Genomic DNA, 24,476 nt, shown 5'->3' with positions numbered 1-24,476 from the left:
CTATGGTTACGGGAGCTGGCGATATTGTCTGCCTGCTATTTCTACGGCGATCTTACCCTGATCCAGCTAAAGTGTTTCACGTGAAACACGTACTCCCACGCAAAAAAAGCCCAGCCGTTTAGGGCTGGGCTTGGGTTGCGATCAATGCGTGATGACTATTGAGGGAGCAGCGAAATATCCGCGACTTCCAAAAACAGGGCTTGAAGGCTAGCAAGTAACGCTAAACGATTGCGCTGAATAGCCGGGTCATCCGCCATGACCATCACCTGATCGAAAAAGGCATCCACTGGTTCACGTAGCGTGGCCAGTGTATCCAGTGCCAGCTGATAATCACCGACTGCAAATAATGGCGTTACTTTTTCCTGACAGTGAGCGACGGCGTTAAACAGTGCCTTCTCCGCGTCTTCTTGAAGCAGGCTCTGATCAATCTGGGTGCTGCCATCGTGCGCCTGTTTACTCAGAATGTTGGAAACCCGCTTGTTGGCCGCTGCCAGCGCTGCGGCTTCTTCGCGCTGGGCAAAGGCCTTAACCGCACGCAGGCGGCGAGCGAAGTCGAGAGGGTTAGTAACGGGACGAGCGCGCACTGCAAGGTACATTTCAGCGCTGATGCCTTCTTCCTGGCCCCAGGCGCGGAAACGGTCGAGCATGTAAGTCAGCACATCTTCCACTAACCCATCGGCCTTAGGCAGGCCCTGGTGCTGTTCAACGGCTACGCTAAGCAACTCGCGCAGGTCAAGGTTAAGCTCACCTTTGACCAGGATATTGAGTACGCCAATCGAGGCACGACGAAGGGCGAAAGGATCTTTCGCGCCAGTAGGGCGCTGACCAATGCCGAAAATACCCACCAGGGTATCCAGACGATCCGCCAGGGCTAACGCCTTACCCGTGGCACTTTGGGGGATAGCGTCGGTAGCAAAACGCGGCAGATACTGTTCCTCAAGCGCTTGGGCCACTTCAGCAGGCTCAACGTCTTGCGCGGCGTAATAGCGCCCCATAATGCCCTGAAGCTCGGGAAATTCGAGCACCATCTCGGTGACAAGATCACATTTGGCGAGCGCCACGGCGCGCTGGGCATGGGCCACATCGCCGTTGATTCGTTCGGCGATAAAGGCGGCCACAGCCGTGCTGCGGCGCGCTTTGTCGGCCAGCGTGCCCAGCTGTTGCTGGAAGACCACGCTCTCCAACTGAGGAATGCGCGATGCAAGCGTATGCTTGCGGTCGGTAGCGTAAAAAAACGCCGCGTCGGCTAAGCGCGGGCGGATCACTTTCTCATTACCGGCAATGACCTGATCGGGGTCAGCGCTGTCGATATTGGCGATGGTGATAAACAGCGGCTTTAGCTTGCCTGCGTCATCCAGCAGGTGAAAGTACTTCTGGTTGGCCTTCATGGATGAGATTAAACTTTCCGCGGGCACCTCCAGGAAACGTTCATCGAAGCTACCGGTCAGGGCTACCGGCCACTCGACCAAACCGCTGACTTCGACAAGTAAGTCTTCGTCGATGACGGCGGTGGCTTCCTGGACTTCGGCTTCTGACAGCACCTGTTCGCGAATACGTTCACGGCGCTGGGCACGATCGACCAAGACGTAGGCATTTTCCAGGGTAGCAACGTACTCATCAGCGTGGGCGAGCTGGATAGCGTCAGGGGCGTGGAAGCGATGGCCATAGGTCGTGCGGCTAGCCTGTAAACCCAGCGCTTCGGCTGCCACCACGTCGTTACCGTACAGCGCCATAAGCCAATGAACGGGGCGTGAGAACTCAACCCGCGAAGTGCCCCAGCGCATGTACTTGGGCACCGGTAACGTGCTGATGGCTTTTTGCAGAATTGCGGGCAGCAGCGCTTGCACCGTCTCGCCCTGCTGCTTTTCGCGGAATACCAGCCAGGTACCTTTATCCGTTTCCAAGTGCGCCAGCTCATCCACGCTGACGCCACAGGAGCGGGCAAAGCCCTCCGCCGCCTTGGTGGCTATGCCATCCTTAAAGGCAGCCGCTAACGCCGGGCCGCGGCGCTCGACGTCACGATCAGGCTGCTTGTCGGCAAGCTCACGGACTTGCACTGCCAACCGGCGCGGGGTCGCAAAAGCGCTAACGCTGGTGAAGGGGATATCGGCTTCTTGCAGGCCTTTCTCAATGCCTGCGGCAAACGCATCGGAAAGCGCATCCAGGGCTGTGGGTGGCAGCTCTTCTGCCCCCAATTCAAGTAAAAGCGTATTAACGGCCATTTAGGTGTCTCCCTGTTCAGCGAGTAGCTCTTGTAACAGTTCGCGGCGAAGTGTTTCAGGCGCCATGGGGAAACCCTCGGCCTTACGCGATTCATAGTAGGCGGTGGCGACGTCGCGTGCCATGGTGCGCACGCGCAGGATAAAGCGCTGCCGCTCGGTGACCGAAATAGCGTGACGGGCGTCTAACAGATTGAACGTGTGCGATGCTTTAAGTACCTGCTCATAGGCTGGCAGCGCCAAGCTGGCGGCCAGCAGTTTGCCGCACTCTTTTTCCTGATGGTCAAAAGCCGCAAACAGTTGATCGACATCCGCATGCTCAAAATTATACGCTGACTGCTCGCGCTCATTTTGCAGGTAAACATCGCCGTAGGTGACTTTGCTGCCATCCGGCGCAACCGCCCAGATAAGGTCATAAACGCTATCGACGTCCTGCAGGTACATGGCAATGCGCTCAAGCCCGTAGGTGAGTTCGCCGGTGACCGGGTAGCATTCAATGCCCCCGGCCTGCTGAAAGTAGGTAAACTGGGTCACTTCCATACCGTTTAGCCAGATTTCCCAGCCAAGGCCCCAGGCGCCGAGGGTTGGCGATTCCCAGTTATCCTCGACGAAACGCACGTCGTGAATCAACGGGTCGAGGCCAAGCCGTTTAAGTGAGCCAAGATAAAGTTCCTGCAGGTTACTCGGCGATGGCTTCATGACTACCTGGAACTGGTAGTAGTGCTGAAGGCGGTTAGGGTTCTCGCCGTAGCGGCCATCAGTTGGGCGCCTTGAGGGCTGCACGTAAGCAGCGTTCCAGGTTTCGGGGCCAATAGCCCGAAGGAAAGTAGCGGGGTGGAAGGTGCCTGCGCCGACTTCCATATCGAGCGGCTGAAGGATGACGCAACCCTGTTCTGCCCAGTACTGCTGCAGAGCAAGGATCAAGCCTTGAAAGGTCGACACATCGGGTGTCGATTGGTTTGTCGAGACACTCATCGCGGAAAGCACCGTTGGCCATGAATTCATAAGGCGTCAAGTATACAATCCTAGGCAGTTAGGTGACAGGCTCCAGCAGAGCCGCTTTTGGTAAGGAGAACAGTATGATTGTGGTAACAGGCGGTGCCGGTTTTATTGGGGCCAACTTAGTCAAAGCACTGAACGCCCGCGGCCGCAACGATGTGATGGTCGTTGATGACCTGCGCGATGGTACAAAATTCGTCAATTTAGCCGACTGCACGCTGGCGGACTATCTCGATAAGGACGATTTTCTCGCCAGGATAAAAGCAGCTTTACGCGGTGAAAGCGTCGACCTGCCCAACATAGAGGCCATTTTCCACGAAGGCGCCTGCTCGGATACCACCGAGTGGGATGGCCACTACATGATGGCAAACAACTTCGAGTACTCCAAAGTGCTGCTAAATTACTGCGAGCAGCAGGGGATTCCCTTCTTATACGCGTCGTCAGCCGCCACCTATGGCGGCAGCGAGGTGTTCAAAGAACTGCCCGAGTGCGAAAAGCCGCTCAATGTTTACGGTTATTCAAAACTGCTGTTTGATCAGCACGTGCGAGCGCGCTGGAACGAGTTAACCACTCAGGTGGTAGGCTTTCGCTATTTCAATGTGTATGGCCCCCGTGAACAGCATAAGGGCAAAATGGCCAGCGTGGCCTACCATAACCACCTGCAAATTCGTAACGGCGAAACGCTCAAGCTGTTTGGCGCCTATGACGGTTTTGATGCCGGTATGCAAAGCCGTGACTTTGTTTATGTCGGCGATGTGGTGGATGTGAACCTATGGTTTTTAGACCATCCCGATCAATCCGGTATTTTTAACTTGGGTACTGGCCGCGCGGAACCCTTCAAAGCGATTGGCGAGGCCGTGATCGATTTCTACGGGGAAGGCAAGATCGACTACATTGCTTTCCCCGAAGAGCTGAAAGGGCGCTACCAGAGCTATACTCGCGCTGACATTAGCAACCTACGCGCGAGTGGCTGCGATATTGAATTTAAAACGGTCGCTCAAGGGGTGAAGGCCTACTTGGGGTGGCTAAATGGTTAACTCCGCTCAGCGCTTGCTGGTGATTGGCCCCTCGTGGGTCGGCGATATGGTCATGGCGCAAAGCCTGTTTATGACCTTAAAAGCCCGCCAGCCCGGTGCGACGATTGGAGTGGTCGCGCCGGCGTGGTCACAGCCTATTTTAGCGCGCATGCCCGAGGTGGACGAGGTGTTGCCGCTGACCGTGGGGCACGGTGAATTTGGTTTGGCCAGCCGCCGTGAACTCGCCAGCCGTCTGCGCGGGCGCTTTGATCGCGCGATTGTGCTGCCGCGTTCCTGGAAGGCGGCACTGGTGCCATTTATGGCGCGGATTCCCGAGCGCATTGGCTTTATCGGCGAGCACCGTTACGGGCTTCTCAAGGAACTCCGCAAACTCGATAAACAGGTGCTCAATCAAACGGTAAAACGGTTTGTGTCGCTTGGGCTTCCTCTGGAAGAGGCGGTTAGCGGCGATTTTGCGCTACCTAAGCCGCGCCTACAGATTGATCGCGATAATTTGACTAATTTACGCCTAACCCACTCGCTTTCATCGCGGCCGGCGATTGGTATGATGCCCGGCGCCGAATATGGCCCTGCCAAGCAGTGGCCAATCAGCTACTTTCACGCGTTAGCCAAGCGGTTGGTACAAGACGGCTTTGAGGTGCGCATCTTAGGTGGGGTGAAGGATCACCCGGCGGGGGAAGCGATTGTTCAAGGGCTTGCCCACGGCCACAACTTATGCGGTAAAACCCAGTTGGCCGACGCGGTTGACCTGTTGGCAGATTGCCGACACGTCGTCACTAACGACTCGGGCTTGATGCATGTGGCCGCTGCGGTAGACGTCCGTGTCCATGCGCTATACGGCTCTTCTTCGCCGGTGTATACGCCGCCGCTGACCGACAATGCGGTGATTCATTATTTAGCGCTTTCCTGCTCGCCTTGTTTTCAGCGTACCTGCCCACTGGGGCACACCAATTGCCTTAATCAGCTCAGTGTCGATCAGGTTTATCAACGCCTACGCGCAGACCAGCAGAGCGTGATCGCTAACGGATGAGTTCAACTTCATCGGCGATATCCGCAGGTGTCTCTAGGATTTGCTCTTGAGGAGAGTCCTGGGCACTACGGCGTCGGGGGGAAATTCCCTCCCAAAGCCGGTGCTGGAGCGCTGTCTCCTCCCTTAAGCGCTCGTTGAGCACCTCTATGCCGTGCTTCTCTACCAGCGTGCGCTTATCGCTGAATAGAGAAGTGCCCAGGCCGGCACGCTGCTCTTCGAGGCGAAAGCCTAGCGCGTCCAACAGGGTAGGAAAGACATCCAGCATCGTAGCATCACGGCGGATACGCTGTGGTTCAATCCCTTCACCCAGCATAATCAGCGTGTTATCTCTTTCCATGGCCGTCAACTGATCCCAAACTGACACGCGCATCGTCAGGTGGTCACTGAGCAACACGACTAACGTATTGTCGAGGAGCCCCTCTTTTTCTAAACGCTCAACCAAATCACGCGCCAGCCACGCCGAGCACTCCACCGAGTAAAGGATATTCTGGCCATCGAATTCGCCCTGATGCTCCGCGCAGGATTGTGAAGGATAGCCATTGGGCGCATGGCCTGTAAGATTAAGGTTCACCACTCCCCATGGTCCGTTATCGGCTTGGTCGAGGCGGCGTATTTCGTCGACGGTGATGTCATAAAGCGTGTCGTCATACAGACCCCAGCTATTCACATACTCAGGGTCTTCCAACAGAGGTACTAACTCTTCGCGTCCTTTTACCGTATCGAACCCGTGGCCTCGATAGAATAGCCCCTTGCCTGCAAACTGCGTGCTGGCACCGCCTAGGTAACTAAGCCGATAGCCTTGCGCAGCCAATATATCGCCCAGACAGTCAACGCCTGGGACTACCTTAGACAGAGGCTCAAACTGCGTATCGTGGAGAAGACCGGCTGGCATCAAAGGGACGCCGCACTGGCTGGCGATCATTCCCGCCATTGTCCAACCGGTATTGTCCATCTGGCGCACGCCCTCGAACACCGCGCCACGCTCACCAAGCGCGTTGAGGTCTGCGTAAACATCACCAAACTGCTCATTGGCGTAAGTGCGCTCGATACTCTCTAAGTACAAGACAAGCAGATTGGGCGCATCGTGAGGCTCATTAGTCGGTGGCGACACATAACGCCGATCCAGCCAGGCCCCATCATCCGTGACAATCGCTGCGCTGCGCAGGCCCAAGCCATACAGCAATGGATTGCAAGCGAGTAAGACGATAGCGAAAAACCGTTCGGCAAGTCGCCAGCGCTGGTCATGACGTGTTAACCACGTGACCGACGCCAGGACAGCGATCATGATGGCTGTATAAAGGGCGGCGATGATTAATTTCCCCGGTCCGCCGTGCTCGGCCATGCCCGCCTGCAGGTGGAAAAATATCGAGCCGAGTTCGACAATCCCGAAGCTGTCGGCCAAGTAAACGTAAATGCCCAAAAGACTCAATGGGACTAGCGACCATGGCCACATTTTACGGTAACGCGCATTAATAGGGCGGCCCCAGCGCAGCTTGAGCCCAACAGCCACCCAGACGGCGGCGAGTAAAAATAGCGTCCACCACGGCAGGCGGGTTACGACCGTAATGGTATAGCCAAGGCTGAGGCCGATTATGGTAAGCGCTATTCGGGCGGGCAGGTGCCCGTATATAAACTTAGACATAGGATCCTGGTAAGTAGGGCGATTCAAAGTCGAAGCTAAATTTTGATGCTCAATGCTTATGTAATGTAAGAGTATATAGTGCTTTTGAAGCCAAGTAATGATGGAAAAGAAACATGCTAAATTTGAGCTGTCTATTCGTTGAGTAACTATCCCGACAATGTTATTCCCTTGGTGCCATTGTATCGTTGGCTATGAAGAGCTTTATAAATGGGTGGTATCTTCCTGCTCTGGGAGTATAACCAAGGTGTGACGTTGTTCTTTGTTCCACTTGCCCTGTGGCTTATCGATGTACTGGAAGTATTCGTTAGTAAAGCTGCCCTGGTGGACCGCATGGCGATAGGAGACAGTAGGGACTTTGCTTGGATCTAAAAGATCGATGAAAACCCCTGGCCCAGTAATATAAAATACGTTGCGCAGTGTGTTCTCTTTAATATTGACTACTACTTGTTCGATTAGACGCGGCAGGTTGGGGTTGCTGGGTTTGCTGGCAATAAAATAGTTACTGAGTTCGCCGCGCCGCGTGGTCACGTAGAGCTCCTGATGTTCTCTACCTAGCACCCGGCTTAGTGGCCAAATTTGGTGGGCATCAATATCAAGATAGACGCCGCCAAACTTATGAAGTACCAACAGTCGCCAGAGGTCGGCCTGAGCCGCTCCAATTTGCAGACGCTCATAGTGAGGAAGGATCTCTGGGTAGTGTTCGGCAATGAAGTCGCAGCGCGCCTCAGTAATCATGAATCGATACTCGAAGCTTGGAGCCATTAACCGGTTGAACAGGTAGTTAAGGTATACCGGGAGAGTCACTCTATTGGTGAAGTTGGTTTGCCAGATAATCTGTGGGATGCAGCTAGGGTTAGCGCGATTGAGCAGCGGTGCTGCTTGCTCCGGAAGCGTAAAACGTTTATTGGCAAAAGCCCAGTGGAATGGGTAGCTGAGCATCTTGGCAATATTGGCACTAAGTTTTATTAACCGGCTTGTGGCGACAATAAGAATTTTATTCATTAGGCTTACTTAAATTTATTGATATTACCATGGTATTATTTGATAGGTGGAAAAAGATTTAACCAGCCTAGGCGATGCCTATATGGCGAATAGCTTATGTTAGTTGTTGATATAGTTTCCTAAATTTTTCTGAATAGGGTGTTAGTGAAAGAGGCATATAACTTTGGGTAGTTGTTTGATTTATTTATTGGTTGTGTTTTTGTCTTTTATATTAAGTTCATTAAGCTTTGCGTATTTTATGTAAGCGTGAAAAGCAGTGGTGACGGCAACTAAAACTCCATCACTACCTTGGAAAATACCACCTTTAAAAATTAATTTTCGTATTAATGCATTAGTACCATGAACTATGGGGCTAATAGAAGATGATTTTTTACCACTCTCTTTCATTGCCCAAGCATCTCGGGTTGACAATGTATTAATGCGTGAAACCCAATTAGATAGATCTCTATACGTTAGGTGTCTAAGATGTGTTTTTGTATGTCGAACAGTGGGCGATGAAACAGATGAGTGGGCTTTTTTATCTAGATACCTAGACGTTTTCCTATTATATAGCCTAACAACGCTATCTGGATAAAACCCAGCAGCTTTGATCCAATGGTCTCCCACATAGTTCTTACGGTTAAAACTATAGGCGATGGTAGGATCATCGAGTTCAATATTTTTAATAGCTAGAATAGCATCATTATCTAACCGCTCGTCGGCATCTAAGGCAAGAATCCAGTCATTTTTCGCATAAGGTACGCCAAACGCTTTCTGTGGCCCATCTCCAAGGTATGTTTGATGAATGACTTGCGCACCATAGCTTTCAGCAATTTTTACAGTGCTATCAGCACTGCCGGAATCTACAACGATTAGTTCATCACATACTTGTTTTAGCGAGTCTAGACAATCGCCAATGTTATCAGCTTCATTTAAAGTGATGACAATGCCAGTCATTGATTTCATGATGTTCCCTTAAAATTCAGAAGTTAAAAACAAGGCAATATCGTTGGCAGCTGAAGTAATATCTATGGCCGCCATATTTTGCGCTTGAGCATTGGCCGGCGGACTAAACGCCAAGCGCATTGTGTCGCTATTGCAGGTTTGCCAGCGAAGGGGCGTAGCCGAACGCTTGGCAGGGTAAAAGCCCGCTGTGGCAATATTTAAACAGCCTGCAATATGCAGCGGGCCAGTAGAGCCTGCAATCAACATATCCGCGCCAGCAAGCTGAAGGGCAAAACCCGCTACGCTCTCGCTGGCTGGAAAATGATCAGCCAATACCCCCGCCTTAGCGAGCTGATCAATCAGCACTTGAGCATAGGATTGTTCACTGGGACCAGCGCTAACTAGCCAGCTAACAGGCATGTCGCATAGCTGCTGTTGGATCTGCGTGATAAGTGCTGCGTATTGCTCAATCGATAAGTTGACGGCTGAGCCGCCGCTGCCTGGGTGAACCACCACGATACGCTTACCTGCCGTCCGGCTAGTTTCTTTGAGCGCCAGATATTGCTGTCGGCGATGACGATCGCTTAGCGGCCAGAAGGGCGGAGATGGCAATGCGGATAGTGTCAAAGAGAGCTGACTTATCAGCTCGCAGGCTAAGTCAACATTGTACTGATACTCGGGTTTTGCCGAATGGGAGCGGCGTTGGCTTACCTTTACATTATAGAATATTTGGGCCCACTTGGTGGCTGGCGCTACGCGTAGAGGGATGCCAGCTCGCCAACCTAACCAGCCAATACGCGGCGTTGAGAATAGCGTCAGCAGCGCGTCAAATCGCGCGATTTTCACTTCGCGGAGAAGCTCTTGCCTAGCCGCTTGGTCTGTGGAGTCGCCTGGATCAATGATCACCTCATCCACCCAAGGGCAAGATTTGGCCAGGGAGACAGTATAGGCCGGTACCAGCACGGTAACGTGGGGTGTCGGCGATGCTTTTTTCAAACAGGCCAGCGCTGGCCATGCCAGCATAAAATCACCAATTTTGTCGTTACGGACGACAAGCAGTTTTTGTGCCATGGCTTAGACCCCATTAAAAACAGACTGTATACTACAAGAAATTGCATGGTTTGTTTAACCGTAAGTGGCTGAGTAGGTAGGAAAATGGCGAAGAAAGTACTTCAACTCTGTCTATCCGATGGCAAGGGAGGAATGGAGCTATATATTGACCGCATTATTGAAGACCTTAAGGAGGATGGCTGGGATACCATCGGCATTTGCCTTCAGAAGTCCAAAGTCGAAGAGTACATGCAGCGCAATAACGTTCCTTACAAAGCGTTTAAAAGCAATTTCTATGCCGTTGCTAACATATTGAGTGTTCGCCGTTGGTTGATTAAAGAGAACATTAATATAATTCATTGCCATAAGTCGAGTGACTTAAGGTTAACCACTCTTTTAGCGTTTTTGATACCAGGATTAAAAGTCTTTTATACTGATCATGTGGGCGGGCAACGTCCTAAAAAGGGCCCTTATCATCGCCTTGCCTATGCACAGATAGATCGCGTGATATCCATTAGTCAGGCAACATACCGTCGGAATGTTAGGAACTTACCGGTACCTAGCCAACATATTATTTGCTTACCTCATGGGGTTGATATCAATAAGTACCGGCCTTGCAACGATGGAAAAATCACCTGCGCTAAACGCGAAGCGTTAGGCATTCCTGCTGATGCTACTCTGATTGGGTTGCCAGGGCGCGTAACCCCCGGCAAAGGACAAGATGTCTGGGTAAAGGCGCTACTTGAACTTGACCCCCAGCTCAATTTTCACGCGATTTCCATTGGCGGTACAGACTCCTCGTCTGGGGGGGTAGATAGTTTTTATGAGAGCCTGCAAACATTAATAGCGGGATCACCATTAGCGAATAAGATTACCTTTCTGGGACATCGCAACGACCTTACTGAGATTCTGCCTGCGCTCGATATAGTGTGTATTCCTTCGAAAAACGAAGCGTTTGGTCTGACAATTATTGAGGCGATGGCGTGTGGAATGCCCATTATTGGCTCTAACACGGGGTCGTTACCGGAGCTAGTCGACAGTGCGTCAGGTCTCCTTGTGGATCCTCACGACATTAGCGCATGGCGAGAGGCGATAACGACGATGATACGCGATGCGCCCAAGCGCCAAATCATGGGGCATGCTGCCAGACGGCGTGTTGAGCAGCAGTTTAGTAACAAACAGCATGTGAAGCGCTTAACTGATATTTACAGTGCTTCTGTATAAGCCTGATGATCCGGCACCACTGTCGCCGCTTGGTACAAGCACTTAATCATAGAACCCTGCCTGCTGCAGCAACACCCATCAGTTCTATTATTGACAAGCCGTTCCACTAGCGTTTTGGAACCAGCGGATGTTGCTCCGTTATGATCGTGGGTTACTATTTTGGATAGCAGAATTACCCTGCTCCTTACTGAGAATCTTATGCAACGTCGATTGCCGATACCACCCGGCGGAGATCCGGCTTTTTCTCCACTGGCTGACGCCCGAATGTACTGGCCGGTGCAGCGTGCTCGTCTCCAGGCGGCTGTGCGTGATGGCTTTCAAATGGTGATAGGCGTCCCTCTTGAGCGTATGATTTTCAAACTGTGGAAGCATGAGTTGCTTGGGAGCACCTGGGTCAAGCAGTTGGGTTTACCCCGCCGCGTCGTTGAACAGCAACTGGATACACGGCTAATACTTCATGTGAATCCACGTGAACTGGTGCACATCCGTGATTGGCGTGAACTTCCTAAACGTCGACGGCCTTCATCATCGGCGTTTATTTGGAACGGCGATTGGGACCTGCGACGAGAAGATCTGCGCTATGGCTCGCGCTATCGTTTTATCAGCGATATTGATATACATCGCGATGATTTAACCGTCAGCGATACGTTTCGTGGCCTTAAAGCGCGAGTCGATAGCGGTCAGCCGTGGTCCTCCCACCAGCAGGGCCTTTTGCTGGATACTGAAGAACGAATCCTTATTTACCTGCGTGTTTACCTGAACTTTATGGATGACATGGCCCTTAACGGGTTTGATCAGCAGAAAGGGAAAGATGAATTAGGTGTTGCAGTGAGTAGGGATGGCCGTTTGATAAAAATAAATCGAGGCCTACATCGCCTTGCGATGGCGCAATACTTAGGCTTGCCAACCGTGCCGGTGAAGGTGAAAGCAGTTCATCAAGATTGGTGGGAAAAAGTAACGCAAAAGACCCATGGCGCTAAAGCGTTGGAGCGCATGGTAAAGGCATTACAGTATTGTGTGCCTGAAACAGAACCTGGCCCTTTAGATCCACAGTCGTTTCCAGAAAGCTTTATATGGCCTCCCGGGAAAGGGTCGCATAGGTAGTTCAGCTGTTTGCACGGTAGCCTTGGATAATAGGGGCGAGGTTCATGGCAGGCTTAAACTTATTCATTGACCTTTCTAGCCTCTCTAAATTGGCCATTTGCCATTTGCCTGATGCACGCACTCGGCAACGATCAAGGTCAATCAGCCAAGGCTTGCCACTGCTATCGACCAGTATATTACGAGCATTCAAGTCAACATGATCAAGCCCTGCCTGGTGAAAGCGCCTAATCATAACCCCTACCCGCTGCAGCAACGCGTCATCAGCTAGGTCGTTGGTTAGCAGCTCGGCCAACGCTCTGGCACCGGCAATACGCACAGTGATTAACGTAGCTTCATAGGTTAATCCATAGCGGGTAACACTGCTTGCCAGGGGGCGGGGTACCGGTAGTCCTTGCTCAAAAAGTGCGGCGGTTAAGCGCAATTCTCGAAATGCTCGGGTACGCTCGACGCCTGTCCATAAGTAGCGTTTTTCACTGAGGTTGGCTGCCATGCCGCCACGGCGATAGGGCCTTAACACCCACTGTTCAGTAGGCGTTGCCTGCACGAACAAACTGCTACCCCGGCCGGGGGCTTCGCCCACAATTAATCCCCGCTCACGCCAGTAATCGCTAGTGAACAGAGTAGGTTCCATTTGGTGTGTTTCCGGCGCGTCACATAAACTGTCCGCATCATGTAAAATCAGATTATTTTCCTGCCGGAGTGCCGTTAAGCGCATGAAGCCCTCGTTACCTGTTCAACCTAACCATATTGCCATTTTGCGCCTCTCCGCCTTAGGAGACGTCTGCAATCTCGTGCCCACGGTGCGGGCGTTGCAGCGCCAGTGGCCCAACGCGCGCATTACCTGGATTATCGGTAAGGGGGAACACAGTCTACTGGCGGGGCTTTCCGGGGTCGAGTTCGTTGTTTATGACAAGTCTACCGGTATTGCCGGAATGCGCGCACTATGGCGCCAGCTTGCCGATACGCGCTTTGATGTGCTGCTGCATATGCAGCAGGCTATCCGTGCCAGCGTTTTGTCGCTGGGGCTTAAGGCCGACGTCCGCGTGGGCTATGACAAGGCGCGCGCCAAAGACGCCCAGCACTGGTTTACCCAGCACCAGCTCGCGCCGCACCCCAAGGCCCATGTGTTGGAGTCCTTTATGGACTTTGCCCGGGTGCTTGGCGTAGAGGATGACCACTTAGCGTGGGATTTACCAGTGCCCGATACGGCACGTAATGAAGCCCAGGCCATCAGTGGTGACGCCCCTTATCTAGTCATTAACCCCTGCAGCAACGTGCGCCTGCGTAATTTTCGCAACTGGTCGGTAGAAGGCTACGCTAGCGTGATCGAACATGCCTGGGTACAGCACGGACTGAAAAGTATATTGACCGGTGGTGGTAGCGTTCAGGAGCGTGCAATAGGCGATCAAATTGGCGCGCTGTGCCAGTCGGGGAGCGTGATCAACGCCATTGGCAGCACCTCTCTGAAGGGCGTATTGGCACTGATTGACCACGCACGGGCGGTGATTGCGCCGGATACCGGTCCTATCCATATGGCCAATGCGATGGGAACGCCTGCGTTGGGACTTTATGCGTCCACCAATCCCCAGCGCGCTGCGCCCTATCTGTGGCGCGAGTTTGCGCTCAACGCTTACCCCGAAGCCGTGCGCACCTATCTGCATAAATCGGTGGAAGAGGTGAAATGGGGCCAGAGGGTACGCCACCCAAACGCCATGACGTTGATTAAAGCCGACGATGTGATTGCCAAGCTGGATGCGTTGCTGGCGCATACTGCTTTGACTGCCAGCGCAGGGAGCACCGATGAAAATTGATTTGACCGCCCTAGAGCACGCCCGTGTACTGGTCGTGGGAGATGTGATGTTAGACCGCTATTGGCATGGCGGGACCTCGCGTATTTCTCCGGAAGCACCGGTGCCAGTAGTGCGTGTGGAGGACGCTGAGGATCGCCCAGGCGGTGCGGCTAACGTGGCGTTGAACATCACCTCGCTAGGCGGCCATGCGCTGTTGGCGGGTGTGGTCGGTGATGATGAGAACGCCCGGATTCTACAAGCCAGCCTGACTGGCTCGGGTGTAAGTACTCACTTACAGCGTAGCTCTGAGATACCCACCATTACCAAGCTGCGCGTGATGAGCCGCAACCAACAGCTGCTGCGCCTGGATTTCGAGCAGCGTTTGGACAATGTCGATACCAGTGAGCTGTCGACCCAGGTAGAAACGGCGCTACCCAACTGCGATGTGATGATTCTTTCCGACTATGGCAAAGGCACGCTGAACCAGGTGGAAAACCTGATTGCTAAAGCCCGCGCGCATGGCAAGCGGGTACTGATCGACCCCAAAGGCCAGGATTTCAGCAAATACCGTGGGGCGAGTTTAATTACTCCCAATCTGACAGAATTTGAAGCGGTGGTCGGCCATTGCGCGACCGATGCCGAGTTATCCCGCCGAGGTGAAGCGCTGCGCGCTGAGCTGGCGCTGGAAGCGCTGCTGATTACCCGCAGCGAAAAGGGCATGACGCTGATTCGCGAAGGGCATGCGCCGCTGCACTTACCCACCCGCGCCCAGGAAGTCTTCGATGTAACCGGGGCAGGGGACACCGTTATTGGCTTGATGGGGCTAGCGCTCGCGTCTGGCCATGCGTTCCCCGAGGCAATGATGCTGGCCAATCTGGGCGCTGGGCTGGTAGTCGCCAAGCCGGGCACGGCCACATTGTCGATCGCTGAACTCTACACCGCGTTACACGGCGATAAACTGGCCGAATTTGGCGTGATTGAGCCCGATGTGCTGATTGAAGCGGTGCGTGCCGCCCAGCTGCGCGGTGAGCAAGTGGTAATGACCAACGGCTGTTTTGATATCTTGCACGCTGGCCACGTCGCCTACCTGGAGCAGGCCAAGCGGCTGGGCGACCGGTTAATCGTCGCGGTTAACGATGACGCCTCGATTGGCCGCCTAAAAGGCCCCAAGCGGCCGATTAATCCCTTAAACCGGCGTATGCAGGTGTTGGCGGGGCTAGGCGCCGTGGATTGGGTGGTGCCGTTTAGTGATGACACCCCACAGGCGCTGATTGAAGCGGTGTTGCCCGATATTTTGGTCAAAGGGGGCGACTACCGTCCGGAGGATATCGCCGGTGGCGCGGCGGTGATGGCCAACGGGGGCGAGGTCAAGGTATTGGGCTTTGAAGACGGTGTTTCGACCTCGGCGATGATTAGCTCCATTATTGATCGCGAGCGCTGATGGTTTTCCCTACCTGGCCTCGGCTTGCTTACTCAGCGGCGTTGTATGCGCTCTCACCACTGATTGGCTGGCGTATCTGGCGTGAGCAAGTGCCTACTTACTCGCGTCTTCAGCGGCTTGGCTGGCGCCTTAAGCCGCTACCTGCCGCACCGCGCATCTGGCTTCACTGTGCCTCGGTAGGCGAAGTGCGCGCCGCTCGGCCGCTGATTGAAGGGCTGCTCGCGCATTATCCGGCGCATAGCCTACTGCTTACAACCATGACCGCGACAGGTGCTCAGCAGGTCCAAGCGCTGGTTAACGAGCAAATCCCAGTCGATCAAGCAAGGCTTGCCCATTGTTTTCTACCGCTGGATTTTCCCGGCACTGCCAAGCGTTTTGTCCGTCGTGTTCAACCGGTGCTGGCGATCATGTTTGAAACCGAGCTGTGGCCCAATTTACTGAATAGCTGCTACCAGCAAAGCGTGCCCGTGGCCGTCGTTAACGGACGTTTATCGCCCCGCGCCTTTAAACGTTACCGACGCCTGCGCCCGTTAATGGCTGGCGCCTTGTCGAAGGTGAATTGGCTAGCGGCTAAGTCACGTGATGATGCCGAGCGTTTTAAAGCGTTGGGGTGCAGCACGGCGGTAACTATGGTCGTTGGTTCGTTGAAGTTTGATATGCCCAGTAACGAAAAAGCCTTCAGCGAGGGTGAACGCTTACTTCAAGAATGGGGAGGGCGGCCGGTCTGGGTAGCAGGCTCCACCCGGGAAGGTGAAGAAGCGCTGCTGCTTAGGGCCCATCGTCAGGTGTTGCAACGTTACCCGGATGCGCTGCTGGTGTTGGTGCCGCGCCACCCCCAGCGCTTTGATGAGGTCGCTAAACGTTGCCAAACCGACGGCTGGGCGTTAAGCCGTCGTAGCCAGCAGCAGCCTGTCACAAGGCAAACTCAAGTCTATCTGGGGGACACGCTAGGTGAGCTCGGAACATTGTATGCCGCTGGCAGTGTGGCGTTTGTTGGGGGGAGTTTGGTACCGCTGGGCGGACACAATGTGCTCGAACCAGCTTCGTTAGGCCGGCCGGTTATTAGCGGACCCTCGATTGAGAACTTTGCCGATGTGGCTGAACCGCTGCAAGCGGCAGGTTCGCTACTTCTTGTCGATAGCCCGGACGCTGTGGCAGACGCCGTGGCAGACTATTTTGCTAACCCTGAGCGCGCCCAGAAGGCTGGCCGCGCTGGGCGCGCGGCCATTGAGACACACAAAGGCGCCCTGGCCCGCACCTTGAGCGGCTTGGCGTCGCTGCTGCCCGGTTAATGCAGCGCTGTTATTTGCGCGCCTCTATTTAAGCGGCTCTATTTAAGCGCCTCTATTTAAGCGCCTCTATTTAAGTGCTATGCGTTCCACGCCCTCTGCTTTACCCAATAGCAGCACATCGGCGCCCCGGGCGGCAAACAGGCCATTGGTCACCACGCCGACGATAGCGTTGATACGCGCTTCCATGGCCACCGGGTCGGCGATGGTAAATTCAAAACAGTCGATAATTTGGTTGCCGTTGTCAGTGACCACCCCCTGGCGATAAACCGGCTCGGCGCCGAGTGCCACCAACTCGCGGGCAACATAGGAACGCGCCATGGGAATGACTTCTACCGGCAGCGGAAAGCTGCCTAACTGCGGCACGTACTTTGAACCGTCGGCGATGCAAATAAAACGCTTGGCGCAGGCCGCGACTATTTTTTCGCAGGTAAGCGCTGCGCCACCGCCTTTGATCATATGTAAGTTAGCATTTACTTCGTCTGCACCGTCTATGTAGAAAGGCACCGTTCCGACGCTGTTGAGCTCAAACACGTCAATACCCAGTTTCTTTAGGCGCTCGGCGCTGGCGTTTGAACTGGCCACCGCGCCTTTAAAGCGGTCGCGCAGCGGGCCTAGGCGATCGATAAACAGATTGGCCGTGGAGCCGGTGCCAATACCCAGGACAGTGTCTTTTTCCAACTGCGGTTCAATCTCTTTAATCGCTGCGTCCGCCACGGCGGCCTTCAATTCATCCTGGTTCATCGCTGGTTTCATAATAAGCCTAGTAAGTTAGAAGAGAGTTCGTCATAAAATAAGTCGTCACAACAGAGTTCGTCACAACAGAGGTAGAACGCTAGTATAGCGGTCTGCGGTCTAAACGTTACCTGCCGATGTAGACGCCGCTAGGTGTAATCTGCTACCAATGAATGTTTTGTCCGTTCACGTCTTTTCCTTGGGATACCCGCATGCTCGAAGCAACCGTCAAAAAGATCCTCCAAGCCCGCGTCTATGAAGCCGCTTGTGAGACCCCGATTTCTCCAGCTCCCTTTTTGTCGCGTCGTTTCAACAACCAGATTTTGATTAAGCGCGAAGATCTACAGCCGGTATTTTCGTTCAAGATTCGCGGTGCTTACAACAAAATGACGCAGCTCACCCAGGAACAAAAAGATAAAGGCGTGATTGCCGCCTCTGCCGGTAACCATGCTCAGGGGCTTGCCATGGCTGCCAAACTGATGGGCGTCAAAGCGGTGATTGTCATGCCGCGTATTACGCCTGAGATCAAAGTGCAGGCGGTGCGCGCGCGCGGGGCCAAGGTTATTCTTAAAGGTGACGCCTTTGCTGCGGCTGCCGAACACGCCCAAGAGCTGATCAAAGAGCACGGCTATACTTATATTCCGCCGTTTGACGATATCGATGTGGTGGCAGGTCAAGGCACCATCGGCGTGGAAATTCTGCGCCAACACGCTGGCCGCTTAGATGCCATCTTTGTACCGGTAGGCGGCGGCGGGCTAATTGCTGGCGTAGCAGCGTATGTGAAATATTTACGCCCGGATATCAAAATTATAGGGGTAGAAGCCGAAGACAGTGCCTGCCTTAACGCCGCGCTAGAAGCTGGCGAACGCGTGGTGCTCGACCAGGTTGGCGTGTTTGCCGAAGGCGTTGCGGTGGCCCAGATTGGCGAGGTGCCTTTCGCGCTGATGAAAGATTTAATCGACGATGTGATCACCGTGACCACCGATGAAATGTGCGCGGCGGTAAAAGATATTTTTGAAGATACCCGCGCGGTAGCGGAAACCTCCGGGGCGCTGTCGCTGGCGGGGCTGAAAAAATATATTCAGCAAACCGGCGCCGAAGGCGAGACGCTGCTGTGCATTAACTCAGGGGCAAACACCAACTTTGACCGCTTGCAGCACATTGCCGAGCGCACGGAGCTTGGCGAACAGCGTGAAGCGATCCTGGCAGTCACCATTGCTGAAAAACCCGGCAGCTTTAAGAAGTTCTGCCGCACGGTAGGCAAGCGAATGGTGACCGAGTTTAGCTACCGTTATGCCGATAGTAGCGAAGCGCATATTTACGTGGGTATCCAGGTCAAACCCGGTGGCGAAGACCGCCAAGCAGTGATTGATAAGCTGCGTGAAGGCGGGTATCAGGTAGAAGACCTTACCGATAATGAGCTAGCCAAGCTGCATATCCGCCATCTGAGCGGCGGCCGTCCTAGCGAGCGATTTGAGGAGGAGGTCTATCGCTTTGAGTTCCCCGAACGCCCGGGCGCACTGATGAACTTCTTAACCCAACTGCCTCACGACTGGAACATCTCGTTATTTCACTATCGCAACCATGGTGCGGCTTATGGTCGGGTATTGGTGGGTATGCAAGTGCCTAACGGCGACCGCATCCATGTGGCGGAGTATTTAGATGCGATTGGCTATCGCTACTGGCGCGAGAGCGATAACCCGGCGTATCGACTCTTCATGGCGTAACCATACGCGCTTGTATGTAAGTGGCTGCTAACCATGAGCGGCGCAGCCACTCAGCTACATAAGAGGGTCAAAAGATTTAAATAGCGGTAAAAAAAGCCTCTTTAAGCCGTTGTCAACGATGCCCTGATAGACCTATAGTCGTAAGCGGAATTCATGCGATCTGCCACCACGTTGATGACAGCGATAGATGGCAGATTTAATCCATTCGGCAATGTTAAAGGTGTTGGAGAAGCGGTATGCGGCGTAAAAAGCCTGATATGGTAATGGCGTTAATGATTGTGTTTGCATTAGGGGTACTCGCCACTGGTTACGCGCAGGCGTTGTCGGGGAGTTAGCCCCCAGCGCTGTGGCATCGCTTTTAACCCGCAATAGCAACATGGGCTGACCCTCTAGATAGAGGATCGGCCCTTTTTTATTGACGCCGCACGCAGTCTTGATCGCTGACCACTACCTTTAAGGGGACATCCCAAGGCTCAACGGGTAGCGCCGCCACCCGCTGGCAGGCGTGGGCAACGCCTATCAAGGTGGGCGACGGGCCAGGGCGGCGCATAAAGGCGAGGCTGCGGTCATAAAAACCGCCGCCCATGCCCATCCGGTTAGCCTGGTTATCAAACCCCACCAGCGGCACGATCAGCGTGTCCAGCGCCCAGGCGGGCAAGCGGTTTCGCCGCTGGGCGCTAAATCGACTATCCGGCTCCCAAATACCAAAGCGGTTTTTTACCATCGGCGTGTTGGGGTGGTAGGCGACAAACCAGAGACGATTAGCGCTAAACGGGCACAGAACAGGTAAATAGATAGCCACCCCACGTTTGCGCAGCCATGGGAGTAGCGGCGTGGGATCGATTTCGCCGTTAACAGGCAGGTAAAGACTCAAGCGTCGCGCGCGGGTAATTTCAGGCAGCGTTTGCAAACGGTGGCACAGTCGCTTTGCAGCGTCACGCTGTTCGCGTTTAGAAAGGGCTTGGCGTTGGCGACGCAAAAAGCGGCGTAACGCGCGCTTATCGATATCGGGCGGGCTGTTTTGAAGAGCTTGGTTTAGAGAATCTGGGCTTTGCAGATCTGGGCTTTGCAGATCTGGGCTTTGCAGATCTGGGCTTTGACGGGATGGGTCGTGATGGAGGTTGTGCATAGCTAAATGTTGCCCCCATACATAGGCTTGGTAGCGGGGTGTTCTCCAAGGTGCCGCTGTCGTTCTGGCCCTGAACCTACTGGTTCAGGTGGGTGGCCGCAGCCAGACCGTCAGGCTTTCCGACGCACGGACATGCACACGGGTCTGGCTAGCATTTGGCCCCCTGGGTATTACGCATAGGCTCGAGGGACTTTAACGACTGGCGCACACCCCAGAGAACATCGCCATCCTAACAGAGCAGCGGCGAATGCCAAAGGGGTGGCTTAAACGTTTGCGGCGTTTTCAGGCTATTTATAGATAACGCTGCTTTTAGCCAATGCCTAGGGCTGGCGGGTCTTGGCCAATGCCCGTTCAAGGCGAGCATTTAGCCGGTTAAGATGCTCTTCACTGGCCCGTTGTTCATCCATGGCTTCGAGAAGCTCGTGGGTGATGTTGAGCGCCGCCATAATGGCAACGCGTTCACTGCCGAGAACGCTGCTTTGGGCATTGATGCCCTGCATGGCGCGGTCTAGGTAGCGCGCGGCGCGATCCAGTTTGGCTTCTTCGCCCGTGTCACAGGCAATGATATAACCTCGCCCTAACAGGCTTACTTCTTTGGTTGGCCGCTTGGCGTTACTCATCAAAGACTCCAGCACGGGCCAGCAAGGGGCCCAATGCGTTAACATCACTGCATAGGAAGATAGGTGTTGCTCACTATAAGAGAGGCGCTTGTGCGCGGTCAACGCGCAGGCGCCAGTAGTCGGTACCATTGCCGTCACCCTATTGCCTACACACCCAGTAAATAAGAGGTTAGTAACGACGATGTCATTGATTGATGAACGTCAGGATTTCTCTGACGTAGCAGATGTTTTTCTACTGCATGGCAGCATGCAGTCCCCGGCTTTTTTGGATGGTCGTTTATGCGCGCTGCTGGCGCTTCGCGATGTCAGTGCCGAAGCGTGGCTAGACGAAGTCTGCCAGAGTTTAGGCGTTGAACAGCCTCGCGATCAGGCCAGCGCCGAGCGGCTGCTTGGCTGGCGGCGGCAAACATTGGAGGCGTTAAGCGCCAGCGACCTGGACTATACGCCATTGCTGCCTGATGAACTGTTTTCGTTAGGCGAGCAGGCGCAGGGGCTTAAAGACTGGACGCTAGGCTTTATCGAAGTGGTGGATGAGGTGACTGACAACGACCTTCGCGAACGCTGGTCTCAGGCGCTTCGCGAGGCGATTGGGGACTTAGAAGCCCTGGGACGTATCGATACCGACATCGACGATAGCCCCGAAAATGAAAACGATCTGTTTGCGCTGACCGAGCATGCCCGCATGGCCGCGATGCTGCTGTATACCGAACAGCACCCCGGCATGCCACAAGTCGAGCAAACCGACGCGCCCGTTCATTAATACGCCGCCCGCATCATTTTGATAGGAGCCGCTATGCTGCCTGACCCTGTGTTATCGACGCTGCTACCTCGCCCCCCGGCGATCAGCGCGGCGGAATATCGTCACCGCCGCGACGCGCTAATGGCCCAACTGCCGGATAACGCCGCCGTGGTGCTTCCTGGCGCTGGGTTAATGACCCGCTCGCGGGACAGTGAGTTCGCCTTCCGCCAGAACAGCGATTTTTACTACCTAACCGGCATTCGCGAGCCGGATGCCCTGCTGGTGCTGCTCCCAGGGCGCGCTGAAGGACAAAGCGTGGTGTTCTGCCAGGATCGCGACCCCACGATGGAAGCCTGGACGGGGCGCCGACTGGGCGCCGCGGGCGTGGTCGTTGAACACGGGATTGACCAGGCGTTTGAAAACGCGGACCGCGATGAGCGCCTGCCAGAACTGCTAGCGGGCCGTGAGCTGCTCTATTTGCCGCTGGACAGCGCTGAGGCGCTGATTATCGCCGAAGACGCCTTGGCAGACGCCCAGGCAGGGCTCAGGCGCGGGCGGCCGCCGCTAAAAGGCTGGCTGGATATTAGCCCGCTGATTCACGCCATGCGGCTGATTAAAAGCGAGGCTGAGATTGCCCTGCTGCGCCATGCGGCGTTGATATCGGCTCACGCCCATCGGCGCGCCATGCAGGCGTCGCGCCCAGGGCTGGGTGAGTTTCAGCTCCAGGCCGAGTTAGAGCATGAGTTTGTTTGGCAAGGCGCCAGTGGTCCCGCCTACAGCACGATTGTGGGCAGCGGTGCTAACGCCTGTGTTCTGCACTATATTGAAAACAGCGCTCCGCTATGTGAAGACGGATTAGTGCTGATCGACGCGGGCGCTGAATTTGACCTCTACGCGGGCGATATTACCCGCACATTCCCGGTGGCCGGGCGGTTTAGCGACGCCCAACGGGCACTCTACCAAGTGGTGTTAGAGGCCCAAGAGCGCGCGGTTAACGCCGTTCAGCCCGGTGCCACGCTAACGGACATTCACCAGCAGGTAGTGACGGATTTAACCGCCGGGCTGATCAAGCTTGGCCTGCTGGAAGGCGACGTTCAGGCCCGCGTTGATGACAACAGCTACAAGCGCTTTTACCTCCACTCCACCTCCCATTGGCTGGGGTTGGATGTCCACGATGTCGGCACTTATAAGCTGGATGAGCAAACGCCCAGGCCGCTGGCTGTAGGGATGGTGCTCACGGTAGAGCCCGGCCTGTATATACCTGTCGATGACGACATTCCCAAGGCCTATCGCGGTATTGGCATTCGGATCGAAGACAATGTGGTGGTGACGCGTCACGGCCATGAAGTGCTGACCGCAGACGTGCCTAAACAGATTGTTGAAATCGAGGCATTGATGGCTAAAAAGTAATCAGTCCTAGTAGGCTAACTGGTCTTTATGTAAATTACATTACGAATTATTAGTTGTCTCCAAGGTGCGGCTGTATTGAGAGGGAGAAGGCGATGCAAGGCGCTGAACAAAGGACGAATCAAGCAGCCGGAAGTGCGCTGACCCACGACATTGTGATTGTGGGTGGCGGGCTGGTAGGCGCCAGCTTAGGCTGCGCGCTGGCGCCACTGGTCGAGCGCTATGGCTGGCGTGTGGCGATTATTGAATCGGCACCAATGGCGGTTCAGCCGCCGGACAATGCCTGGCAGCCCAGTTTTGATGCCCGGGCCAGCGCGATTGCAGAAGGCTCGGCGCAGCGCTTTGAGCAGTTGGGTGTTTGGGAGGCGATGTGCGGTGAGGCCACACCGATCAAGCGCATTCATATCAGCGAGCGCGGCCGTTTAGGCGCGACCCGGCTGAGCGCTGACGAGCTGGGCGTTGCCGCGCTGGGTCATGTTATCCCTAACGCCTGGATGGGCCGAGTGCTTCACCAGCGGCTTGCTCAGCTGCCCCTGGAATGGCACTGCCCGGCGAAAGTGGAGCAACTTACCCCGGTGGCGGGCGAGCATCACTTACAGCTTTCCGATGGCAGCCAGTTAAAGGCAGGATTAACGGTGCTGGCCGACGGCGGCCGGTCAGGGCTTAAAGAGCAACTGGGGATTAGCAGCCGCCGCGAGCCCTACGAGCAAACAGCGCTTATCGCTCACGTGGGGGTAAGCCAGCCTCATCATGGGGTCGCTTATGAGCGCTTTACCGCCCAGGGGCCTATGGCGCTACTGCCACTGCCGGGCCAAGCCATGGAGTTGATTTGGACACACCCCAGCGGCGGCGAAAAAGCGCGTATGGCACTTCCCGAGCGTGACTTTCTGCTCCAGCTACAGCAGGCGTTTGGTGATCGTGTCGGCCGGTTTACCCGGGTAGGCACCCGCCACGCCTACCCGCTTTCGCTGGTGACCGCCGAGGAGCCGGTGCGCCCAGGGCTGGCGGTATTGGGCAATGCGGCCCACGCCTTGCATCCGGTCGCCGGGCAGGGTTTTAACCTAGCGCTGCGTGGGGTGATGGATCTTGTCGAAGCGCTGGAGCAGGGTGAGCAGGCCAAGCGGCCGCTGGGCGATATGACCACGCTGCAAGCCTTTGAAAAGCAGCGCTCCCGAGACCGCGCCAATGTGATTCGCTTTAGCGATGGCCTGGTTCGGCTGTTTGGGCTCTCTTTCCCACTACTGCCCCACGCCCGCGCCGCCGGGTTAACCGGCCTGAATCTTATCGGGCCGCTGCGGCGGGGGCTGGCCCGTCGCGCCATGGGCTTAGAACGTTAAGTGGTTAACCGTTAACCCATAGGTCATTGAA

21 protein-coding genes and 1 other RNA gene are annotated in these 24,476 nt (G+C 54.8%); 11 read left to right on the top strand and 11 right to left on the bottom strand.

Annotation, left to right across the window (positions count from 1 at the left end; translation table 11 throughout):
* Nucleotides 1-155: 155 nt before the first annotated feature.
* Nucleotides 156-2,222: a glycine--tRNA ligase subunit beta gene (glyS, locus tag HVA01_RS10640; RefSeq protein ID WP_146875397.1), complete on the bottom strand. Its 2,067-nt coding sequence runs from the start codon at nucleotides 2,220-2,222 to the stop codon at nucleotides 156-158.
* The gene (glyQ, locus tag HVA01_RS10635; RefSeq protein WP_146875396.1) at nucleotides 2,223-3,194 is read right to left on the bottom strand and encodes a glycine--tRNA ligase subunit alpha; all 972 of its coding nucleotides are present in this window, start codon (nucleotides 3,192-3,194) and stop codon (nucleotides 2,223-2,225) included.
* Nucleotides 3,195-3,298: 104 nt separating this feature from the next.
* Here glyQ and rfaD point away from each other — a divergent pair, with 104 nt between their 5' ends.
* Nucleotides 3,299-4,255 carry an ADP-glyceromanno-heptose 6-epimerase gene (rfaD, locus tag HVA01_RS10630; RefSeq protein WP_146875395.1) on the top strand — a complete coding sequence of 319 codons (957 nt, stop codon included), beginning with the start codon at nucleotides 3,299-3,301 and terminating at the stop codon, nucleotides 4,253-4,255.
* A complete protein-coding gene (waaF, locus tag HVA01_RS10625) occupies nucleotides 4,248-5,285 on the top strand; it encodes a lipopolysaccharide heptosyltransferase II (protein WP_146875394.1) in 1,038 nt (345 codons plus the stop codon). Before rfaD ends, waaF begins: the two co-directional genes overlap by 8 nt.
* On the opposite strand, the gene HVA01_RS10620 is transcribed toward waaF, so the two are convergent.
* From HVA01_RS10620 to HVA01_RS10605, 4 genes are all read right to left on the bottom strand, one after another.
* The gene (locus HVA01_RS10620) at nucleotides 5,275-6,927 is read right to left on the bottom strand and encodes a sulfatase-like hydrolase/transferase (protein WP_146875393.1); all 1,653 of its coding nucleotides are present in this window, start codon (nucleotides 6,925-6,927) and stop codon (nucleotides 5,275-5,277) included. The two genes, waaF and HVA01_RS10620, sit on opposite strands and share 11 nt — an antisense overlap.
* 201 nt (nucleotides 6,928-7,128) lie before the next feature.
* Nucleotides 7,129-7,929, bottom strand: coding sequence for a glycosyltransferase family 32 protein (locus HVA01_RS10615; RefSeq protein ID WP_146875392.1), 801 nt, complete (start codon nucleotides 7,927-7,929; stop codon nucleotides 7,129-7,131).
* Nucleotides 7,930-8,109: 180 nt separating this feature from the next.
* A complete protein-coding gene (locus tag HVA01_RS10610) occupies nucleotides 8,110-8,874 on the bottom strand; it encodes a glycosyltransferase family 2 protein (RefSeq protein WP_146875391.1) in 765 nt (254 codons plus the stop codon).
* A gap of 9 nt (nucleotides 8,875-8,883) precedes the next feature.
* The gene (locus HVA01_RS10605) at nucleotides 8,884-9,924 is read right to left on the bottom strand and encodes a glycosyltransferase family 9 protein (protein ID WP_146875390.1); all 1,041 of its coding nucleotides are present in this window, start codon (nucleotides 9,922-9,924) and stop codon (nucleotides 8,884-8,886) included.
* A gap of 84 nt (nucleotides 9,925-10,008) precedes the next feature.
* Here HVA01_RS10605 and HVA01_RS10600 point away from each other — a divergent pair, with 84 nt between their 5' ends.
* Nucleotides 10,009-11,127, top strand: coding sequence for a glycosyltransferase family 4 protein (locus tag HVA01_RS10600; protein WP_146875389.1), 1,119 nt, complete (start codon nucleotides 10,009-10,011; stop codon nucleotides 11,125-11,127).
* Nucleotides 11,128-11,325: 198 nt separating this feature from the next.
* Nucleotides 11,326-12,231 (top strand): hypothetical protein, encoded by a 906-nt coding sequence (locus HVA01_RS10595; protein WP_174787777.1) that lies wholly within the window; start codon nucleotides 11,326-11,328, stop codon nucleotides 12,229-12,231.
* Between the two features lies 1 nt (nucleotide 12,232).
* Here HVA01_RS10595 and HVA01_RS10590 read toward each other — a convergent pair whose 3' ends face one another.
* Nucleotides 12,233-12,946, bottom strand: coding sequence for a 3-deoxy-D-manno-octulosonic acid kinase (locus tag HVA01_RS10590; RefSeq protein ID WP_146875388.1), 714 nt, complete (start codon nucleotides 12,944-12,946; stop codon nucleotides 12,233-12,235).
* Between HVA01_RS10590 and HVA01_RS10585 the strand changes: the two genes are divergently transcribed.
* From HVA01_RS10585 to waaA, 3 genes are read left to right on the top strand one after another with little or no spacing between them, the layout of a single operon-like run.
* Nucleotides 12,945-14,042: a glycosyltransferase family 9 protein gene (locus HVA01_RS10585; protein WP_146875387.1), complete on the top strand. Its 1,098-nt coding sequence runs from the start codon at nucleotides 12,945-12,947 to the stop codon at nucleotides 14,040-14,042. The two genes, HVA01_RS10590 and HVA01_RS10585, sit on opposite strands and share 2 nt — an antisense overlap.
* Nucleotides 14,032-15,462, top strand: a complete 1,431-nt coding sequence (gene hldE / locus HVA01_RS10580; RefSeq protein WP_146875386.1) for a bifunctional D-glycero-beta-D-manno-heptose-7-phosphate kinase/D-glycero-beta-D-manno-heptose 1-phosphate adenylyltransferase HldE — start codon at nucleotides 14,032-14,034, stop codon at nucleotides 15,460-15,462. The genes HVA01_RS10585 and hldE overlap by 11 nt, the downstream gene beginning before the upstream one ends.
* On the top strand, nucleotides 15,462-16,754 hold the full coding sequence (waaA, locus tag HVA01_RS10575) for a lipid IV(A) 3-deoxy-D-manno-octulosonic acid transferase (protein ID WP_146875385.1): 1,293 nt from the start codon (nucleotides 15,462-15,464) through the stop codon (nucleotides 16,752-16,754). Before hldE ends, waaA begins: the two co-directional genes overlap by 1 nt.
* A 66-nt stretch (nucleotides 16,755-16,820) precedes the next feature.
* On the opposite strand, the gene rpiA is transcribed toward waaA, so the two are convergent.
* On the bottom strand, nucleotides 16,821-17,495 hold the full coding sequence (gene rpiA / locus HVA01_RS10570) for a ribose-5-phosphate isomerase RpiA (protein WP_146875384.1): 675 nt from the start codon (nucleotides 17,493-17,495) through the stop codon (nucleotides 16,821-16,823).
* Nucleotides 17,496-17,698: 203 nt separating this feature from the next.
* On the opposite strand from rpiA, the gene ilvA reads away from it, so the two are divergent.
* A complete protein-coding gene (gene ilvA / locus HVA01_RS10565; RefSeq protein ID WP_146875383.1) occupies nucleotides 17,699-19,213 on the top strand; it encodes a threonine ammonia-lyase, biosynthetic in 1,515 nt (504 codons plus the stop codon).
* Between the two features lie 412 nt (nucleotides 19,214-19,625).
* On the opposite strand, the gene HVA01_RS10560 is transcribed toward ilvA, so the two are convergent.
* The 3 genes from HVA01_RS10560 to HVA01_RS10550 all read right to left on the bottom strand — a co-directional run bounded on the left by HVA01_RS10560 (nucleotide 19,626) and on the right by HVA01_RS10550 (nucleotide 20,962).
* Nucleotides 19,626-20,342 carry a 5-formyltetrahydrofolate cyclo-ligase gene (locus HVA01_RS10560; RefSeq protein ID WP_146875382.1) on the bottom strand — a complete coding sequence of 239 codons (717 nt, stop codon included), beginning with the start codon at nucleotides 20,340-20,342 and terminating at the stop codon, nucleotides 19,626-19,628.
* Between the two features lie 38 nt (nucleotides 20,343-20,380).
* Nucleotides 20,381-20,563: non-coding RNA, 6S RNA (ssrS, locus tag HVA01_RS10555), on the bottom strand.
* 99 nt (nucleotides 20,564-20,662) lie between these two features.
* On the bottom strand, nucleotides 20,663-20,962 hold the full coding sequence (locus HVA01_RS10550; protein WP_146875381.1) for a cell division protein ZapA: 300 nt from the start codon (nucleotides 20,960-20,962) through the stop codon (nucleotides 20,663-20,665).
* A 181-nt stretch (nucleotides 20,963-21,143) separates the two neighbouring features.
* On the opposite strand from HVA01_RS10550, the gene HVA01_RS10545 reads away from it, so the two are divergent.
* The 3 genes from HVA01_RS10545 to ubiH all read left to right on the top strand — a co-directional run bounded on the left by HVA01_RS10545 (nucleotide 21,144) and on the right by ubiH (nucleotide 24,445).
* Nucleotides 21,144-21,722: a UPF0149 family protein gene (locus HVA01_RS10545; protein ID WP_146875380.1), complete on the top strand. Its 579-nt coding sequence runs from the start codon at nucleotides 21,144-21,146 to the stop codon at nucleotides 21,720-21,722.
* Between the two features lie 33 nt (nucleotides 21,723-21,755).
* Entirely contained in the window at nucleotides 21,756-23,111 is a 1,356-nt protein-coding gene (pepP, locus tag HVA01_RS10540) for a Xaa-Pro aminopeptidase (RefSeq protein ID WP_146875379.1), read from the top strand.
* A gap of 92 nt (nucleotides 23,112-23,203) precedes the next feature.
* Nucleotides 23,204-24,445 (top strand): 2-octaprenyl-6-methoxyphenyl hydroxylase, encoded by a 1,242-nt coding sequence (ubiH, locus tag HVA01_RS10535; protein WP_146875378.1) that lies wholly within the window; start codon nucleotides 23,204-23,206, stop codon nucleotides 24,443-24,445.
* Nucleotides 24,446-24,476: the final 31 nt, after the last annotated feature.

This window comes from Halovibrio variabilis, from assembly GCF_007991175.1.
Lineage (GTDB): Bacteria > Pseudomonadota > Gammaproteobacteria > Pseudomonadales > Halomonadaceae > Vreelandella > Vreelandella variabilis.
The sequence above is the reverse complement of the archived record's forward strand: the minus strand, read 5'-3'. Positions and strand labels throughout refer to the sequence as shown.

Bases quoted from the DNA above. Each gene is read 5' to 3' on its own strand.
- hldE (WP_146875386.1), top strand. From the start codon at position 14,032: ATGAAAATTGATTTGACCGCCCTAGAGCACGCCCGTGTACTGGTCGTG.
- HVA01_RS10590 (WP_146875388.1), bottom strand. From the start codon at position 12,946: ATGCGCTTAACGGCACTCCGGCAGGAAAATAATCTGATTTTACATGAT.
- rpiA (WP_146875384.1), bottom strand. From the start codon at position 17,495: ATGAACCAGGATGAATTGAAGGCCGCCGTGGCGGACGCAGCGATTAAA.
- HVA01_RS10615 (WP_146875392.1), bottom strand. From the start codon at position 7,929: ATGAATAAAATTCTTATTGTCGCCACAAGCCGGTTAATAAAACTTAGT.
- HVA01_RS10610 (WP_146875391.1), bottom strand. From the start codon at position 8,874: ATGAAATCAATGACTGGCATTGTCATCACTTTAAATGAAGCTGATAAC.
- HVA01_RS10585 (WP_146875387.1), top strand. From the start codon at position 12,945: ATGAAGCCCTCGTTACCTGTTCAACCTAACCATATTGCCATTTTGCGC.
- glyQ (WP_146875396.1), bottom strand. From the start codon at position 3,194: ATGAGTGTCTCGACAAACCAATCGACACCCGATGTGTCGACCTTTCAA.
- pepP (WP_146875379.1), top strand. From the start codon at position 21,756: ATGCTGCCTGACCCTGTGTTATCGACGCTGCTACCTCGCCCCCCGGCG.
- glyS (WP_146875397.1), bottom strand. From the start codon at position 2,222: ATGGCCGTTAATACGCTTTTACTTGAATTGGGGGCAGAAGAGCTGCCA.
- HVA01_RS10545 (WP_146875380.1), top strand. From the start codon at position 21,144: ATGTCATTGATTGATGAACGTCAGGATTTCTCTGACGTAGCAGATGTT.
- HVA01_RS10620 (WP_146875393.1), bottom strand. From the start codon at position 6,927: ATGTCTAAGTTTATATACGGGCACCTGCCCGCCCGAATAGCGCTTACC.
- waaA (WP_146875385.1), top strand. From the start codon at position 15,462: ATGGTTTTCCCTACCTGGCCTCGGCTTGCTTACTCAGCGGCGTTGTAT.
- ubiH (WP_146875378.1), top strand. From the start codon at position 23,204: ATGCAAGGCGCTGAACAAAGGACGAATCAAGCAGCCGGAAGTGCGCTG.
- waaF (WP_146875394.1), top strand. From the start codon at position 4,248: ATGGTTAACTCCGCTCAGCGCTTGCTGGTGATTGGCCCCTCGTGGGTC.
- ilvA (WP_146875383.1), top strand. From the start codon at position 17,699: ATGCTCGAAGCAACCGTCAAAAAGATCCTCCAAGCCCGCGTCTATGAA.
- rfaD (WP_146875395.1), top strand. From the start codon at position 3,299: ATGATTGTGGTAACAGGCGGTGCCGGTTTTATTGGGGCCAACTTAGTC.
- HVA01_RS10605 (WP_146875390.1), bottom strand. From the start codon at position 9,924: ATGGCACAAAAACTGCTTGTCGTCCGTAACGACAAAATTGGTGATTTT.
- HVA01_RS10560 (WP_146875382.1), bottom strand. From the start codon at position 20,342: ATGCACAACCTCCATCACGACCCATCCCGTCAAAGCCCAGATCTGCAA.
- HVA01_RS10600 (WP_146875389.1), top strand. From the start codon at position 10,009: ATGGCGAAGAAAGTACTTCAACTCTGTCTATCCGATGGCAAGGGAGGA.
- HVA01_RS10595 (WP_174787777.1), top strand. From the start codon at position 11,326: ATGCAACGTCGATTGCCGATACCACCCGGCGGAGATCCGGCTTTTTCT.
- HVA01_RS10550 (WP_146875381.1), bottom strand. From the start codon at position 20,962: ATGAGTAACGCCAAGCGGCCAACCAAAGAAGTAAGCCTGTTAGGGCGA.